General features: G+C 64.7%; 20 protein-coding genes. 12 read left to right on the top strand and 8 right to left on the bottom strand.

Annotated elements, in window-relative coordinates:
* Positions 1-5: 5 nt before the first annotated feature.
* From J2X57_RS02690 to J2X57_RS02680, 3 genes are read right to left on the bottom strand one after another with little or no spacing between them, the layout of a single operon-like run.
* Positions 6-1,205, bottom strand: a complete 1,200-nt coding sequence (locus J2X57_RS02690; protein WP_043693679.1) for an efflux RND transporter periplasmic adaptor subunit — start codon at positions 1,203-1,205, stop codon at positions 6-8.
* Complete coding sequence (locus J2X57_RS02685; RefSeq protein WP_309863481.1) at positions 1,202-2,662, bottom strand: efflux transporter outer membrane subunit; 1,461 nt, start codon at positions 2,660-2,662, stop codon at positions 1,202-1,204. The genes J2X57_RS02690 and J2X57_RS02685 overlap by 4 nt, the downstream gene beginning before the upstream one ends.
* A complete protein-coding gene (locus J2X57_RS02680) occupies positions 2,659-3,174 on the bottom strand; it encodes a MarR family transcriptional regulator (protein ID WP_308847130.1) in 516 nt (171 codons plus the stop codon). Before J2X57_RS02680 ends, J2X57_RS02685 begins: the two co-directional genes overlap by 4 nt.
* Positions 3,175-3,419: 245 nt before the next feature.
* On the opposite strand from J2X57_RS02680, the gene J2X57_RS02675 reads away from it, so the two are divergent.
* The gene (locus tag J2X57_RS02675) at positions 3,420-4,334 is read left to right on the top strand and encodes a hypothetical protein (RefSeq protein WP_308847129.1); all 915 of its coding nucleotides are present in this window, start codon (positions 3,420-3,422) and stop codon (positions 4,332-4,334) included.
* Here the strand turns inward: J2X57_RS02675 and J2X57_RS02670 are convergent.
* Entirely contained in the window at positions 4,310-5,122 is an 813-nt protein-coding gene (locus J2X57_RS02670; RefSeq protein WP_309863478.1) for a TatD family hydrolase, read from the bottom strand. The two genes, J2X57_RS02675 and J2X57_RS02670, sit on opposite strands and share 25 nt — an antisense overlap.
* A 143-nt stretch (positions 5,123-5,265) precedes the next feature.
* On the opposite strand from J2X57_RS02670, the gene J2X57_RS02665 reads away from it, so the two are divergent.
* Both J2X57_RS02665 and J2X57_RS02660 read left to right on the top strand, forming a co-directional pair.
* Positions 5,266-5,862, top strand: coding sequence for a glycine zipper 2TM domain-containing protein (locus tag J2X57_RS02665; protein ID WP_036113634.1), 597 nt, complete (start codon positions 5,266-5,268; stop codon positions 5,860-5,862).
* Between the two features lie 30 nt (positions 5,863-5,892).
* Positions 5,893-6,360, top strand: coding sequence for a glycine zipper 2TM domain-containing protein (locus J2X57_RS02660; protein WP_043693693.1), 468 nt, complete (start codon positions 5,893-5,895; stop codon positions 6,358-6,360).
* A gap of 170 nt (positions 6,361-6,530) precedes the next feature.
* Here J2X57_RS02660 and J2X57_RS02655 read toward each other — a convergent pair whose 3' ends face one another.
* Positions 6,531-6,965 carry a cell wall hydrolase gene (locus J2X57_RS02655; RefSeq protein WP_036113631.1) on the bottom strand — a complete coding sequence of 145 codons (435 nt, stop codon included), beginning with the start codon at positions 6,963-6,965 and terminating at the stop codon, positions 6,531-6,533.
* A 492-nt stretch (positions 6,966-7,457) separates the two neighbouring features.
* Positions 7,458-8,240, bottom strand: a complete 783-nt coding sequence (locus J2X57_RS02650; RefSeq protein ID WP_309863469.1) for a folate-binding protein — start codon at positions 8,238-8,240, stop codon at positions 7,458-7,460.
* A 126-nt stretch (positions 8,241-8,366) separates the two neighbouring features.
* On the opposite strand from J2X57_RS02650, the gene J2X57_RS02645 reads away from it, so the two are divergent.
* From J2X57_RS02645 to lolD, 9 genes are all read left to right on the top strand, one after another.
* Positions 8,367-8,534, top strand: coding sequence for a DUF1674 domain-containing protein (locus J2X57_RS02645; RefSeq protein ID WP_081996514.1), 168 nt, complete (start codon positions 8,367-8,369; stop codon positions 8,532-8,534).
* Positions 8,535-8,594: 60 nt separating this feature from the next.
* Positions 8,595-8,987, top strand: coding sequence for a succinate dehydrogenase, cytochrome b556 subunit (sdhC, locus tag J2X57_RS02640; protein ID WP_036113627.1), 393 nt, complete (start codon positions 8,595-8,597; stop codon positions 8,985-8,987).
* Positions 8,984-9,370 (top strand): succinate dehydrogenase, hydrophobic membrane anchor protein, encoded by a 387-nt coding sequence (gene sdhD / locus J2X57_RS02635; RefSeq protein WP_036113624.1) that lies wholly within the window; start codon positions 8,984-8,986, stop codon positions 9,368-9,370. Before sdhC ends, sdhD begins: the two co-directional genes overlap by 4 nt.
* A gap of 3 nt (positions 9,371-9,373) precedes the next feature.
* Positions 9,374-11,158, top strand: coding sequence for a succinate dehydrogenase flavoprotein subunit (gene sdhA, locus J2X57_RS02630; RefSeq protein WP_036113622.1), 1,785 nt, complete (start codon positions 9,374-9,376; stop codon positions 11,156-11,158).
* A gap of 21 nt (positions 11,159-11,179) precedes the next feature.
* Positions 11,180-11,965: a succinate dehydrogenase iron-sulfur subunit gene (locus J2X57_RS02625; protein WP_036113620.1), complete on the top strand. Its 786-nt coding sequence runs from the start codon at positions 11,180-11,182 to the stop codon at positions 11,963-11,965.
* Between the two features lie 110 nt (positions 11,966-12,075).
* Entirely contained in the window at positions 12,076-12,324 is a 249-nt protein-coding gene (locus J2X57_RS02620; protein WP_036113619.1) for a succinate dehydrogenase assembly factor 2, read from the top strand.
* Complete coding sequence (locus J2X57_RS02615; RefSeq protein WP_309863461.1) at positions 12,296-12,703, top strand: hypothetical protein; 408 nt, start codon at positions 12,296-12,298, stop codon at positions 12,701-12,703. The genes J2X57_RS02620 and J2X57_RS02615 overlap by 29 nt, the downstream gene beginning before the upstream one ends.
* Positions 12,704-12,850: 147 nt before the next feature.
* Positions 12,851-14,092 carry a lipoprotein-releasing ABC transporter permease subunit gene (locus J2X57_RS02610; RefSeq protein ID WP_043693705.1) on the top strand — a complete coding sequence of 414 codons (1,242 nt, stop codon included), beginning with the start codon at positions 12,851-12,853 and terminating at the stop codon, positions 14,090-14,092.
* Complete coding sequence (gene lolD, locus J2X57_RS02605; protein ID WP_309863457.1) at positions 14,085-14,777, top strand: lipoprotein-releasing ABC transporter ATP-binding protein LolD; 693 nt, start codon at positions 14,085-14,087, stop codon at positions 14,775-14,777. The genes J2X57_RS02610 and lolD overlap by 8 nt, the downstream gene beginning before the upstream one ends.
* Before the next feature lie 73 nt (positions 14,778-14,850).
* Here the strand turns inward: lolD and J2X57_RS02600 are convergent, their stop codons facing one another.
* Both J2X57_RS02600 and J2X57_RS02595 read right to left on the bottom strand, forming a co-directional pair.
* Positions 14,851-15,600 carry an anti-sigma factor gene (locus J2X57_RS02600; protein WP_308847123.1) on the bottom strand — a complete coding sequence of 250 codons (750 nt, stop codon included), beginning with the start codon at positions 15,598-15,600 and terminating at the stop codon, positions 14,851-14,853.
* Complete coding sequence (locus J2X57_RS02595) at positions 15,597-16,109, bottom strand: sigma-70 family RNA polymerase sigma factor (protein ID WP_043693712.1); 513 nt, start codon at positions 16,107-16,109, stop codon at positions 15,597-15,599. Before J2X57_RS02595 ends, J2X57_RS02600 begins: the two co-directional genes overlap by 4 nt.
* Positions 16,110-16,203: the final 94 nt, after the last annotated feature.

Here is a 16,203-nt window from a genome sequence, read left to right as displayed (position 1 = left end):
GTCGCTCAAGGCGCACTGGCTCCCAGGTTCTTGCGCACGATCTCGTCGGCGGCGGCATCGGCCTTCGCGGCCACCTCGTCGTAGACGGTGGTCTGCGCGACCGGTGTCGTCGACGGAGCCCTTGCCAGGACGTCGCCATCGTCGTTGGAGATATCGAGCGTCACGGCGGTGGACAGGCCGATACGCAGCGGGTGCTTGTCGAGGTCCTTCGAGTCCAGCGCGATGCGAACCGGGATGCGCTGCACCACCTTGATCCAGTTGCCGGTGGCGTTCTGCGCGGGCAGCAGCGAGAACGCGCTGCCGGTGCCGGCGCCGAGACCGACCACGTGCCCGTGGTATTCCACGCCACCACCGTAGATGTCGGCTTCGATCTTCGCCGGCTGGCCGATGCGCACGTGGCGCAGCTGGCTCTCCTTGAAATTCGCCTCAACCCACAGGTCGTGCAGCGGGATCACCGTCATCAGCTGCTGGCCGGGCTGCACGCTGTTGCCCACCTGGACGCTGCGCTGCGCGACGTACCCGTCGATGGGTGCAACGATCGCGTTGCGTTGCGACGCGACCCAGGCCTGACGGAAGTTGGCGCGTGCCTGTTCGACCGCCGGATTGGACTCGACATCGCTGCCGTCGATCAGCGCGCGCGACGCATCGGCCTGACGCTGTGCGGATTCCAGTGCGGACTGCGCGGTGTCCACCGCGTCGCGGGCGTGCTGCACTTCTTCCGGTGCGACGGCTTTTTCGGCGAGCAGGGGCAGACGACGCTTCAGGTCGTCCTGCGCACGCTTCAGATCGTTGCGGCGTGCGCCGAGCGCGGCGTCCGCGCTGGCGGCCGACTGCGTCTGCTGGCGGACCTGACGAACCGCCTGCGCCAGGGCGCTGCTGGCTTTGCGCAAGGCCACATCGGCGTCGGTAGCGTCCAGGCGGACGAGCACCTGACCCGCGTTGACCCGCTGCGTGTCGTCGGCGAACACGCCGGTGACGATGCCGGGCACCTGCGCCGAGATACCCACCTGGTTACCACCCACATAGGCGTCATCGGTGGTCTCGCGGATCGAGAACACGAACAGCCACAGCAGGAACCACGTCGCCGCCGCCAGGAGGAAGACGATCAGGGCGATCAGCAGCGCACGGCCTCGCTTGCGCTTGTCCCTGGGCGCGTTGCCGCTTTCCACCGGGGTGCGCTGGGTATCGGTCGGGTTGGCGCTCATGGGCTCTGGGTTCCGTTCGTGCTGGGCGTGGAAGAGGTGTCGACGGGTTCGGCGCGATAGCCGCCCCCGAGGGATTTGATCAGGGCGACATCGGTGGACAAGGCCTGGCCCTGGAGGTCTGCGTCCATGTCCAGCTGCTGCGCCAGCGAGGCTTCGGTGGCAAGCGACTCGCGGTCGTCACGCACGCCGCGTGCCGCCCGCGCCTTCGCGCTGGCGAGCAGGGTATTGACGGCATCGATCTGCGCGGCTTGCTCGGTGCGTCGGGCGGCGATCTGCTGCGCACCGAGCGCCTGCGTAGCGACGTCGCGTGCGGCCGAGGCCACGGTGGCGTTGTACTGAGCGACGGCGGCGCCGAGCTGCGCCTGGCTGACGCCGTGGTTCGCCTCGAGCGTCCCGCCTTCGAAGATCGGCAGGTGCAGCGCGGGCGTCAGCGAGAACACGCGGCTGCTCGCGGAGAAGAGCTTGTCCATGTCGATGCTGGACAAACCCGCCATGCCCGACAGGCTCACATCGGGGAAGAACTGGGCGCGTGCGGCGTCGGTCTGCCGTAGCGCGGCTTCGACCTGCCAGCGGCTGGCCGCGATGTCCGGTCGGCGCGCCATCAGATCGGTGCCGACGTTCGCGGGCAGGCCGGGGGCGACGGCGGGAAGCGCACGCGGCGTAAGCGCGGGCAGCTGTCCGGGCGAGACGCCGACCAGCGTGGCCAGCGAGGCGCGACGGATGTCCGCCGATCCCTGCAACGCCACACGCTGCTGGCGGGCACCGGACAGCTCGGCGCGTGCCTGCTGCACGGTATCGGGTACGTCCACGCCCTGTTTCACGCGAAGGTCGGCGATACGCAGCGCGCGTTCGCGGACGGCGATGAGCCGGTCCGCGATGGCCACGCGCGACATGTCCGCGAGCCAGCCGAAGTAGGTGTCCGCGACGACCGCCTGGATCGCGAGGGACGAGGCCGAGCGCTCCGCTTCCGCCGCCCGCGCGCTGTCGATCGCGGACTCGAGGGTGAAACGTTTCTTGCCCCACCAGTCGAAGTCGTAGCTGACCTGCACGCCGAGGTCGGCCTGGTTGTACCAGGTGAAGCCGAGGAACTGCGCCGGAATCAGGCCGTGCTCGCTCATGCGCTGGCGTGCGACCTGCGCGCTGCCGTCCACGCGCAGGCCCGCCTGCGCCGCCGCCACGCGAATGTTCTGCTGCGCGCTGTCGACGCGTGTCTTCGCCTGGGCGAGATCGGGCGCGCCGCGCAGGGCCATGTCCATCAGCATGTCGAGCTGTGGGTCGCCGTACGCACGCCACCATTCGGCGGCGGGCCAACCCGGGCGCTGGTCGGTGACGAGGCCGGCCAGCGGCACGTCGTCGCGCAGGGCAGGGCGGTCGATCTTCGCGGGCACGTGGCAGGCCGCGAGCGACACGGCCAGCATGCCCGCCAGCAGCGTGGGGCGGAACGGTAAGGGTTTCATGGGGTTTCCGCGGTATCCAGATGCAGGGCCAGTTTTTTCAGCAGCCCTTCGAAGGTCTTTCGTTCCGTAGCGCTGAAGCAGGCGAACTTCGACACCACCTCGGGGAACATCGGCGGGAGCAGCATGCGCACAAACTGCCTGCCCTCCGTCGTGATCGTCAGCACGACCTGACGGCGGTCTTGCGTCGCATGCGAGCGGGTGATCAGGCCGCGTTTGGCGAGCAGATTGGTGATGCGGGTCATGTTGGTCGGCTTCTGCTCGGCCAGCGCGCAGAGCTCGCTGGGCGTCGAACTGCCGTTCCGGGATGAATACAGCATCATCAGCGTGCGGAAATCGCTGTCGTTGAGGTCGAACGGCCTGAGCCTGGTCTCCACGTTGCGCTGCAGCGCTTCGCCCGTCAGCAAAAGCAGGCGGATGAGAAGGACCTCGCATTTCGGCAAGCCGTCGATGTTCTCGGCGACCCGGTCGACGCCCTCGTAGAGCGCGTCGACGCATGGTTTCAGGGTGGACATTACGCTGGCTAATAGTTCGCTGGTGAACTATTAGCCTAGCAAGCACTGGCTTCAGGCAACAAGTGCCGTCGTGCCGTGGACCGCCGTGGTGACTAAACGCGCCCTATCAGCCACATCGGGCGCAGCTGCCGAATGCGGATGACGAAATAAATCGACAGCATCGTCGAGCGGCTGTTCGCCGCCTCTTTGGAGGCGCATAGTCACTTTGCATGAGGACCATGCAGCCATGGGAAAAGGAGAGCCATATGACGACCGACAAGTCATCGGACGCGGCCGACACTGCCGAAAAGCTGCGCAACGCTGACAGCGCGCCTGCTGCCGAAGCCCCGCAAGATCGCTGGACCATTGCTCTGCCTTCCTGGCCGGAAGGGTATGCCAACCCGAGGCGAGGGCGCGAGGGGGCCCCGGAGCCCGTGTCGGCCGCGTCGTCGTTCCCTGCCGGCGGCGACGGTTCCTCGAGGGTATCCAGACTCAGGCCGAGCGGGCGCGATCCCATCCATGTCGATCCCGGTGCGCGGATTGCTGACCGCGGTGTGGTCGCCACCGACCCCTATGGCGGCCTGGTAGGCGGAGAGCTCATCGCCTGGCAGATCGAGCCCGGCGACCCTCATGCCGAAGCGCAGGCACATTTCCTCATCGACGGTCGCCCGTCAAAATACGCCAGCGCCTACACTGATTCCGGTGGTCGGGCGTTGCCGCCGGTGCCGCTTATCGCATCGGGGTTGCCGGGTGACAACTTCAAAGTCCGGGCATTCACGGTGAACGCGCCCATCGATCGCAAGGTCGAACACGAATTCTTCGTCCGTGTCTCGTCGAATGTGCCAACTACGCTCGACGGAGAGTTTTATGGCACGCGTAAGCTGGCTGCGGGTATGTCGCACGATCTCGACGGACTCTTCGAGCTAAAGGATCAGGACGGGAAACATTACGATTTCGGATCGCTCGTCTTCGAAATTCTCGACCCATACGATGCTCCGGCGTTTCTGGGGTTACCGCCTGGATCACTCGTCGGTGTTCCGCTGAATGGGACAAAGCTGCAACTCGAGGGAGGGCTCCGGGTGAACGTGTGGCCGGCCACCGTCGAATCGCCCTTCATCATCCGGGTTAGTCGGTATGGGCTGCTTCCGAAGGATTTTCAGTTCTGGTCCGTTCCGCGCTGACGAGCGTCGTCGACTCGTGCGCGCCCGAGCGAGAAGAGACGATCGGCATTGCGTGTCGTGACCTCGGCAACCTCCTCGCGGCTGATGCCGCGCAGGACCGCCACGGTGTCCACGACATCGGTCATGAACGCCGGCTCGTTGCGTCGGCCGCGACGATGCATACAGGGCTGATCGGGTGCATCTGTTTCGAGCAAAAGCCACTCCGGCGGCATGGTCGCGACGACGCGTCGGATCCGGTGAGCCCGGTCGTAGGTGACCGGGCCACCGATGCCGATATGAAAGCCGAGGTCGAACAGCTGTCGGGCTTGCTCCTCGCTTCCCGAGAAGCTGTGCACTACGCCACGCAATCCGCCGATCCGGCGAAGCGTATGGATGACCTCCTCGAACGCCCGGCGTGCATGCACGATCACCGGAAGGTCGTGCTCCTTGGCGATGCCCAGCTGGCGGGCGAACACGTCGCGCTGCCGCACCGGATCCAGTCCTTCGACGTACCAGTCCAGCCCGATCTCGCCCACGGCCACGGCGCCGTGGCCGTCGAGCCAGTCGGGCAGTTCGGCGAGGTGCTCGTCGCGATGCCGGTCGATGAACAAGGGATGGAGGCCGTAGGCGGGGAAAACGCCGTCTCTCTCACCGGCGAGTCGCTCGATCGTTTCCCAGTTGCCGCGATCGATCGCCGGCACGATCCAGCGGCGAACGCCCGCGGCGGCTGCGCGCTCGTACATCGCCTGCCGGTCGCTGTCGAACGACGCGTCGTCCAGATGTGCGTGGGTGTCGACCAGATCGGCCATGTAAGCGTGATGCCTGAATGAAGGTAGCGACAGTCTAAGGCCTCATTCAGTTTAACGAATGTCAAATGTCCTCCGAGGCGACTTCCGGGAGATGGGGCTCATGCGCCATCGAGGTCGCGGACCTTCGTTAGGAGAGTAGGGTTATGAGCAGTCTGAAGATTTCCGTCCTGAACATCGCGTTGGGCGCGGCGCTGGTGTGCGGCCTGTCCGCGTGCAACCGCGACGCGAATGCCGACGTGTCCTACCGTGGCGACGGCGCCGCGGCTTCTGCTCCCGCGCCCGCACCGGCCGGCCCGAAGTACGGGCGCGTGGTCAGCGTCGATCCGGTCCGCGAGGCGGCCTCGTCGCCGCAGCGCGAGTGCCACGACGAGGTGGTGACCCGCCACGTGCCGGTCAGGGACCAGCATCAGATCGCCGGTACGGCCATCGGCGCGGTCGCCGGCGGTCTGCTCGGCAACCAGATCGGCGGTGGCAAGGGGCGCACCCTGGCGACGGTGGCCGGCGCGGTCGGTGGCGGCTATGCGGGCCACGAGATCCAGGAGCGCCGCCAGGAAACGAACACCACCACGAGCACGGTGCGCAAGTGCAGCACCGTGGCTGGCACGTCGGGTGACAAGATCGTCGCTTATGACGTTCGTTACGAATACAACGGCGTGACGCGTTCGGTGCGTATGGATCACGATCCGGGCGATCGCGTCGAGGTACAGGAAGGCGTGTCGGTCGTTTCCGACGCACGCTGATTCTCCAACGCGTTCCCAGAGGCTTCATCCATGTACAGCATTGTCCGCAAGTCAGGCCTCGTCGCCGCCGCCGTCGCCACGCTGTCGTTGACCGCGTGCTATGAGCAGCCACGTCGTGTGTATCGCGAGGATCGCGTCGTATATCAGGGCGCACCGCGAGGGTGCGAGCAGTGCGGCGTCGTGGACGACGTCGAGCAGGTCTATACCCAGCGCGACTCGTCGCCGCTCGGTGCCGTGATCGGTGCGGTCGCCGGTGGTTTGCTGGGCAACACCATCGGCAAGGGTGACGGTCGTTCGGCCGCCACCGTCGGTGGTGCGGTGGTCGGCGGCGTGGTCGGTAACCAGGTCGGCAAGCGCAATGGCGCCGATCAGGTCGCTTTCCGCGTGAGCATCCGTCTGGACGACGGTCGCCGGGCCACGGTGACCCAGGTGGAAGATCCGCAGCTGCGTCGCGGCGATTACGTCGAGGTGCGCGGGGATCGCGTCTACCGGCGTTGATACTTTAGACGTATGGATGGCTAAATAGAAAACCCGCTTCGGCGGGTTTTTTTTATAACCGATGAGAAAATTGGGCACAAAAAAAGACCCTCATCCGAGGGCCCCTTTTCCCGGGAAAGCACAAGCTGCCCGTTCTGCCTTCCTTTTCCCCTCACGTTGTAGGGCCGTTGTCAGTTCACGGCGTAGAACGCGTGGTCGCCGATCTTGCGAACGATGCGGCTTGCGGACCAGTTCGGCGAGACGGCAGCCGTGGCGAAGTGGTCGGCCTGCGGAACATAAACGAGTCGTTCACTCTTTGGCAGGCTCCAGTTATTCAGGGAGTCGCCTGCCACCTTCCATGCCTTGGACCAGGAGACGAGATCCGTGATCTCGAAATCCTTCGGCGTGGTGGTGATCGCAAACTGATGTGGCGCCGAAACGACGTCGCACACCTTGTCGCCGCCCATGCCGCGGTCGCGGCGTCGAAGGGCGACTTCCGCCACGGCGTACTGGCCGATGGTGGGTTCGCTACGTGCTTCGAGGTATACCGTCGTCGCCAGGCACGTCTGGTCAGCGAGGTGGCTCGGGAGGACGGACGCCATCCAGAGCAGCGCGGAAAGTTTCATGTGTATCTGCCTCCAACGAGCTTTTCCGTCACTTGCGGCTTTCTTTCGGAAAGAGCCATGGGGGACGTATGAGCGGTAGACGGGCGGGCAGGCCGTTACTACCTGGACCAACCGACGACATCCGATGTTGTGTTTGGAGAAACACGGATGAGGCGGGCGTCACACACTGTGACTGTACTGGGCGACTGTCCGGAGTCGCCCGGTATGGGGGTGCACCGAAAGGGAGCGGCTCGCAAAGGCGGCGGCTCCGTCGGCTGACTACGCGCTACTCATGGGCTGCGCGTTGCTCAATCTCCGGCTTTCGCCGGGTCGCGCCGGAACCGTCATCATCGACGGATCGTCGCGGGTGTAACCGTGGAGAAACACCACGACCACTTAAATTGGATCGGCGGAGCCTAGTGGCGCTGCACGAATTCTGCAAGTGCGTGAGCTGTCCGGTTCAGCTTTAACTCACACATTGCGTGAGACGCATTCTTGCGAATCTGCGAAAGATCACGCTTCGAATGTCGATAAGATGTGTAGGTGCTTGTCATCTATTTCAAGAGTCTCTGCCGATGCAACGCTGTCGTCGAGTACGACAAGCGATATAGGTGAAGGTTGCGATGCCGCATGCATCAGCACGATACCTATGTCGCGGCCGTTAACGCGCAGCGTCTCGCCCTCGCGCAACGTGTCATCGCTTCGCACGACGTGCAGATGCTTTTTGTGACCGCCCAGAAAATGCAGTCGCGCAGCGATTTCCTGTCCAGGAAAGCATCCCTTGTCGAATACGACGGCACCCAGTCGCTCCATCGACAAGGCGGGCGGAAGCAGTGCGTCCATCGCCTCGTCGGGAAGCCACGCATATCCTTTCCGTATGTGACGTTCGTACCAGGTGTCTCCACCTTGCGTCGTATTTATACGTGTCGATGTATCGCCTTCACCGAAATACAGGGCGTCATCTTCTTCGCGTACATCGCCGTCGCCGATCGCGTTACCGTCGGATACATGCAGCACGTCGGATACCGCGATCTTCACCTTCGAACGAAAGACGAAACGTTTCAGATCGGAAGCCAGCGTCTCGGCATCGCCGCCACGCGGAACGACGACGAAGCGGTCGTCTTCGGGGTGCGCGATCTGAAGCAGGGCGCGAACCCGACCCCTGGGATCGAGCCAGCCGCTCCATTGCCAGCGACCCACCCCAAGAGAGAGCACGGCGCTGCCGAACTGGGCATTGGCGAAAGCGGCCGCGTCGGGGCCGGTGAGGGTGATCGTGCGAGTGGTACGGCTCGGCATGGGGAGGCGCAAGTCGGGGCGGAGGCGTAGGATATACGGTCAGCCCAAGGCCAAACCAAGGTTTGGCCCGATCGTCAAGGTTGTGCTGATTTGCCACAGGTATTACCCTTTTGGGGCTTTATAACCATGTCCGACAATCCCTCCAAGTCCGAAGGCCCGAACGATTCCGCCCCGGCGAAGCCGCTCGTACCGCCACTCGTCCCCACGAATGGCGAGCCAAAGGTCGAGAAAGCGCCGCTGGACCCCACGCGTTATGGCGACTGGGAAAAGAACGGACGCTGTATCGACTTCTGAGTCCAGGAAGGCAAGGGTAGGTGCGTCGGGCATCAGCGATTCCAATCCAGGATAGCCGCCATGGCACAAACGGGACGACCGCTCTCACCCCATCTCCAGATCTACAAGTGGCAAGTGCAGATGGTTTCTTCCATCCTGCACCGCGCCACCGGCATCATCAATGCCGTGGGTAGCCTCATCATCGTCTGGGGGCTCGCGTCGCTCGCCGCCGGTCCTGACACCTTCGGAACCTTCACCGGCATCGTCGGCAGTCCGTTCGGTACGGTCGTCATGGTCGGCTGGACGCTCAATTTCTTCTATCACCTGTGCAACGGCATCCGCCATCTGGCGCAGGACGCCGGGCAGGGATACTCGATCCAGTCCTTCGTACGCTCCAGCTGGCTGGCGATCGTCCTGGCCATCGTGCTCACCGCGCTGGTGTGGGGCTACATCCTGATGGGAGCGCACGCATGAGCAAGGACCTGCGCAATCCGCTTGCCCGCGCCCGTGGCCTCGGCTCGGCGAAAGAGGGCGTCAGCCACTGGATGCTCCAGCGCCTCACCGCGGTCGGGTTGATTTTCCTTACCCTCTGGTTCGTCATCACGGTGCTGAGCCTCATTCACGCCGACTACGCCACCGCCCGCGCATCCATCGCCAGGCCGTGGAACGCGGTGATGCTCATCGCTCTCATCGTCACGATGTTCAGGCATGCCGTCCTCGGCCTGCAGGTCGTGATTGAAGATTACGTCCACACGCGCTGGCTCGAAGTCGCGTCGCTGGTGGCCATCAAGTTCATCGCCGTACTCGCCGCGCTCTCGGGCGTGCTGGCCGTGCTGCGCATCGCGCTCGGAAACTGATCGATGGAAGCCTATAAGGTTCAGCAACACAAATACGACGTCATCGTGGTCGGCGCCGGTGGCGCAGGCCTTCGCGCCACCTTCGGTCTGGCCGAGAAGGGCCTCAAGGCCGCGTGCATCACCAAGGTCTTTCCGACCCGTTCGCACACCGTAGCGGCGCAGGGCGGCATTTCCGCCGCGCTCGGCAACATGGGTGAAGACGACTGGCGTTACCACTTCTACGACACGATCAAGGGCTCCGACTGGCTCGGCGATCAGGACGCCATCGAATACATGTGTCGTGAGGCCATTCCGGCCATCATCGAGCTCGAACACTACGGCGTGCCTTTCTCGCGTACCGAGGAAGGCAAGATCTACCAGCGTCCGTTCGGCGGCATGACCACGCACTACGGTCAGGGTACCGCGCAGCGCACCTGCGCCGCGGCCGACCGTACCGGTCACGCCATCCTGCATACGCTTTACCAGCAGGCCCTGGCGCACGACGCCACGTTCTTCATCGAATACTTCGCTATCGATCTGGTCTTCGAGGATGGCAAGTGCGTGGGCGTGCTTGCCCTCGACATGAACGAAGGTACCCTGCACCTGTTCCGTGGCCATGCCGTGGTCATGGCCACGGGCGGCTACGGTCGCGCGTACTTCAGCGCCACCTCCGCACATACCTGCACGGGCGATGGCGGCGGCATGGTGCTGCGCGCCGGCCTGCCGCTGCAGGATATGGAGTTCGTGCAGTTCCACCCGACGGGCATTTACGGCGCCGGCTGCCTGATCACCGAGGGTGTCCGCGGCGAAGGTGGTTACCTCACCAACTCCGAGGGCGAGCGCTTCATGGAGCGCTACGCGCCCAACGCGAAGGACCTCGCTTCGCGCGACGTCGTCAGCCGCGCCATGACCATCGAGATCCGCGAAGGCCGCGGCGTGGGCCCGAACAAGGACCACATCCATCTCAACCTGATGCACCTCGGTCCCGAGGTCATCAACGAGCGCCTGCCGGGCATCGCCGAGTCCGCGCGCATTTTCGCCGGCGTCGACGTCACCAAGGAGCCGATCCCGGTCCTGCCGACCGTTCACTACAACATGGGCGGCATTCCGACCAACTATCACGGCGAAGTCGTGACCAAGCGCGACGACGATCCGGATTCGATCGTCCCGGGTCTGTTCGCGATCGGCGAAGCCGCCTGCGTATCGGTGCATGGCGCGAACCGTCTGGGTTCCAATTCGCTGCTCGATCTGGTGGTGTTCGGTCGCGCCGTGGCGCATCGCTGCGCCGAGCTCATCAAGACGGGCACGCCGCACAAGGATCTCCCGGCCAATGCGCTGGACAAGATCCTCGGTCGCTTCGACGCGCTGCGTAACGCCGACGGCACGCTGCCGACGGCGGCGATCCGCGCCGAGATGCAGAAGACCATGCAGTCCGACGCCGCCGTGTTCCGCACCGGCGAGACGCTGAAGGAAGGCAAGGCCAAGATCTCCGAGGTCTTCACCTCGTTCGAGAAGGTCAAGGTCAGCGACCGCTCGTTGGTCTGGAACTCCGACCTGATCGAAACGCTGGAGCTCTCCAACCTGCTCGCGCAGGCGGTGGCTACCATGCATTCGGCCGAACAGCGTCCGGAAAGCCGCGGCGCGCATGCCCGTGAAGATTTCCCGGATCGTGACGACCATGACTGGCAGAAGCACACCCTGGTGTGGATCGACGAGGCCGGCAAGTCCAGCTTCGACTTCCGCCCGGTGCACATGTACACCCTGACGGACGACGTCGAAGTCGTGCCGCCGAAAAAGCGCGTTTACTGATACCGGACCGGAGAGGCAATCGTGGCAGAGTTCACGCTACCCAAGAATTCCAAGATTACGGCCGGCAAGCATTTCCCGGCGAAGGGCGCGAAAAACACGCGTACCTTCAAGATTTATCGCTGGACGCCGGACGACGGCCAGAATCCGCGCACCGACACGTACGAGGTCGATCTCGATACGTGCGGTCCGATGGTTCTCGACGCCCTGCTCAAGATCAAGAACGAGATCGACTCGACGTTGTCGCTGCGTCGCTCGTGCCGTGAAGGCATCTGCGGTTCGTGCGCCATGAACATCGACGGCACCAACACGCTGGCGTGTACGCGCGCCATCGAGGAGTGTGGCGGCGGTACGGTCAACATCTATCCGCTGCCGCACATGCCGGTGGTGAAGGACCTGGTGCCGGACCTCACTCACTTCTACGCCCAGTTCGCGTCGATCAAGCCGTGGATGCGTACGCAGAGCCCGGCGCCGGCCGATAAGGAGCGCCTGCAGTCGCCGGAAGACCGCAAGAAGCTCGACGGTCTCTACGAGTGCATTCTCTGCGCCTGCTGCTCGACCTCGTGCCCGAGCTACTGGTGGAACGGCGACCGTTACCTCGGTCCCGCCATTCTGCTGCAGGCTTACCGCTGGATCGTCGACAGCCGTGACGAGGACACCGGTAACCGCCTCGACGACCTCGAAGATCCGTTCAAGCTCTACCGTTGCCACACGATCATGAACTGCGCGCGCACCTGCCCGAAGGGTCTCAACCCGGCCAAGGCGATCGCGGAGATCAAGAAGCTGATCGTGCAGAGGCGGTCAGCCTAAAAGGCCTCTGTAGGAGCGCGCCCCGCGCGCGATGGTTTTGCGGTATCCCTTGAGGGAATCGTTAAACCCATCGCGCGCGGGGCGCGCTCCTACAGGATGCCGTTCCCGCTATGGAAGATGCCCGCCTCAAACGCCTCCGCTGGCGTACCCGACGTGGTACCCGCGAACTCGATCGCCTGTTCGGGTGGTGGCTGGAAGAGCGTTTCGCTGACGCCGATGAAGCGGGGAAGACGGCATTCGATGCGCTTCTGGACGTGCAGGATCCCGATCTCTGGGATTGGGTGATGGGCCATGCCCGCGCCCCTCGCGACGACTGGCAGGCGATCATCGATGACATCCGCGCAAGGCATCAGCTTTGAGATAAAGCCCTCGGCCACGCTGACCGTATGGCTTGTCCTGGTGGTCTGTCTGGCCACGCTCGCACCGTTATTCACCTCGCTGCCGTTGTTCGCCTGCTGGTCGTCGATGGCGGTTATCGGCGTATTCGGCATGCGTCGGGTCCGCCGGTATCGGCATCCGCGGCTGCGTCGGTTGCATTGGGCGGTCGATGGCGTCTGGAGCGTAACGGATCGCCGCGGGTTGGCCATGCCAGCCGAACTGTTTCACGTCCGCCGGGTCGGACTGGCGATGTTTCTGCGGTTTCGCTGGCGCGGCGGGGCAGGGCATGTGTTATTGATGCCTGACAGCACGTCGACGGAGCACCTCCGTCTGTTGCGCGGCCGTTTGAAACGGGCGTGAGGGCCTGTAAGCGTATCCCGGCGAAAGCTGAAGGATATCTGCCCGGTCTATTGTTCCAGCTTGCCCCGACGGGCCGCATCGGGCACTCTGCCGCGCGGTGGCTGCCTTTCGCGTTGGCCCCCTCATTCAAGGCTGCGATCGACAGGTATGTTCAGACCCCTCGAACTTTTCATCGGACTGCGCTACACGCGCGCCAAGCGTCGCAACCAGTTCATTTCGTTCATTTCCACGGTGTCGATCGTCTGCATCGCCATCAGTGTGACCGCGCTCATCACGGTCATGTCGGTGATGAACGGCTTCGACAACGAGTTGCGTAACCGCATCCTGGGCGCCGTTTCGCATATCACCGTGTCCGGTATCGACGACACGGTGCAGAACTGGCAGACGGCGGTGAAGACCGCCGAAGCCACCAAGCACGTGAAGGGCGCCGCGCCCTATGTCGAGATCCAGGCGTTTCTGCAGGCCCGCCGGCCCAGCGGCGCCCTGATCCGCGGCATCGTGCCGTCGCTGGAGCCGAAGGTCTCCGACATCGATACGCATATGGTCGAAGGCAAGATGACCGACCTGACCGATCGCAGCTGGAAGATCGCCCTGGGGCGCGAACTGGCCATGACGCTCGGTGTGCAGGTGGGCGACAAAGTAACGGTCGTGGTGCCTCAGTTCACGGCGACGCCGATGGGTGCCGTGCCCAAGTTGCGCAGTTTCACGGTCAGCGGCATCTTCGAGCTGGGCATGCAGGAATACGACGCCAACCTCGCTCTGATTTCCATGGAAGACGCCCAGCGTCTCAACGGCCTCAATGGTCCGACCGGTATCCGCCTGAAGCTGGACGATCTGCGCGCCGCCTGGCCGGTGGCGCAGGACCTGGTCAACAAACTCGGCCAGACGTACCGCGTCGAAACCTGGATGGATACCCACGCCAACTTCTTCCGCGCGATCGACATGGAGAAGACGGTGATGTTCGTGATCCTCTCGCTGATCATCCTTGTCGCGGTGATCAACCTCATTTCCATGCTGATGATGCTGGTGACGGACAAGCAGGCGGACATCGCCATCCTGCGCACGCTCGGCTCGACGCCGCGCAGCATCATGGGCATGTTCATGGTGCAGGGCCTGCTCGTCGGCATCGTCGGCATCGGCGCGGGCGTCGCGCTCGGCGCGTTGCTGTCGTACAACCTGCCGGCCATCGTGAAGTGGATCGAGCACGTCACGGGGCAGAATTTTCTCTCGCCCGACGTGTACTACATCAGCGAGCTGCCCAGTCAGCTGCTCTGGTCCGACGTGGGCTGGGTGGTGCTGGTGACCTTCGCTTTCTCGCTGCTGGCCACGCTTTATCCGGCGTGGCGCGCCTCGCGCACGCAGCCCGCCCAGGCGCTCCGTTATGAATAAGCCCAACGACGATATCGTCCTGCGCGCCACGGGCGTCGCCAAGGTGTATGAAGAGGGCGACCTGCGTACGGGCGTCCTGTCCAACGTCAATTTCGCCCTGCGTCGCGGCGAGACGATGTCCATCGTCGGCGCATCGGGCTCGGGCAAGTCGACCCTGCTTCACATCATCGGTGGGCTCGATACGCTCACGGCCGGCAAGGTCGAGGTGAACGGTCGCGTGCTGTCCGAACTGTCGGACGCCGAGCGCGGTCGTGAGCGCAATCGCTCACTGGGCTTCATCTACCAGTTTCATCATCTGCTGCCGGAGTTCACGGCGCTGGAAAACGTGTGCATGCCGCTGCTGATTCGTGGCGTGTCGATTGTGCAGGCGCAGAAGGAAGCGACCGCGTTGCTCGAGCGCGTGGGATTGTCGTCGCGGCTGCGGCATCGTCCGGCCGAGATGTCCGGCGGTGAGCGTCAGCGTTGCGCCGTGGCGCGTGCGCTGGTGACGCGTCCGGCGTGCGTGCTGGGCGATGAGCCGACCGGCAACCTGGACGAAGCCAATGCGGCTCACGTTTATGAGTTGATGCTGGAACTCAATCGGGAGATCGGTACCAGCTTCGTGCTGGTGACGCACGACACGCGGCTGGCGGGGCGGATGGATCGGACCCTTGAGCTGCACAACGGGGAATTGCAGGAGCGCTGAGGTCCGTCGTCGTCCTGTCGGGCGGACCGCCGGGAGGGTTGGCGCCCACCGGGCGCGGGTGCCGGATCGCTCGTCAGATCGTTCTGGCCGTCATGCGCTGAGCGGCGGCTCGGCCGGCTTCATCGGCCATGGCGACCACGGCGTAGTTGTGGCCGCCTTGTGACCAGTAGTCGGCCAGCAGGCCGCTGTCTTCACGGGTGCCTCGCGGCAACAGGTGCCGGGCGACCCCCGGGGGCCTGACGTAGAAACTCACCGTGTGGCCGCTGCCGTCGTCATAGAGGACCATGGCCGCCGGACCCTGGTCGGTCGCGAACAGGCGGCCGCCGATCGGACGAAAGCCGGCATCGGCGAGGTCGGGCAGGCGGACGCTGGAGCCGACGCGGCCGGCCAGCCAGGAGCGCAGGTCGCCCTCGTTGGCCGTCGTGATGTCCATGCCCACGCCGTGATCCAGCGCCAGCAGGCGATAGGCCTGCATCGCATCGGCCATGGGCTTCATGGCGCCCGGACCCATGCCGCGCGCGGCCCAGCCGGCCATGCCGCCCACGGCGAGACAGAACAGCAGGCTGGCCGCCATGGCCAGACGAACGATGCGACGGCGCCCGGCGCGCGCTCTGACCAGGGCGGGATCGAAAGCCGGGGCAGGGGCGAGATCGCCCGCCAGCAGGGTCCGCAGCTGCTGGGCGTCCTGCCGCCAGCCCTGTACTTCGTCAGCGCGCTCGGGATGACGGGCGAGATACCGTTCCACCTCGCTACGGTGCGGCGAGTCCAGGTGACCGTCGACGTAGGCGTGGATGTCGTGTTCGCTGGGGGGCGTGTGGGTCATTTCAGCAGTCGCAGGGCAGGTGTTTCGGGGACGCCCTCGCCCAGCCGGCGCAGCGCGCGGCGGGCCCGGGACAGTCGGGACATGACGGTGCCGATAGGCACTTCGAGGATGTCGGCTACCTCCTGGTAGCTCATGCCTTCGACGGTGATCCAGATCAGCAGGCTCCGTTGCTCGACCGGCAGCGAGGCGAACGCGGCCAGGGTCGAGTGCGCCACGGCGACCCGCTCGGCCGACGGCCAGGTCGGCTCTTCCCGGCCCAGCATGCTCAGCAGGCGGGCGTAACGGCCGGACCGTCGCTTCCCGTCGAGGAACAGCCGGTACAAGATCGAGAACAGCCATGCCCGCAGACTCTCGTCGTCGCGTCGCGCATGCCATTTCGACAGCGCCCGCTCGATCGTGGACTGGACCAGATCGTCCGCGGCGTGTTCGTCGCGGGCAAGCCACAGCGCGAAGCGCCGCAGTCGCGGCAGCATCGAGCGTAGGGCTTCGTCGATCTTGGGGTCGGACATTCCGGACCTCGGTCGGTGGTGTCGGACGTTAGACGCCCGGTTCGAAGAAATATTCCCCTGCCCGGGAATAAAAGTCGTGGACGTACGTCCCACC

Origin of the sequence: Luteibacter sp. 1214, assembly GCF_031455395.1 — a bacterium.
Classification (GTDB): domain Bacteria; phylum Pseudomonadota; class Gammaproteobacteria; order Xanthomonadales; family Rhodanobacteraceae; genus Luteibacter; species Luteibacter mycovicinus.
The sequence above is the reverse complement of the archived record's forward strand: the minus strand, read 5'-3'. Positions and strand labels throughout refer to the sequence as shown.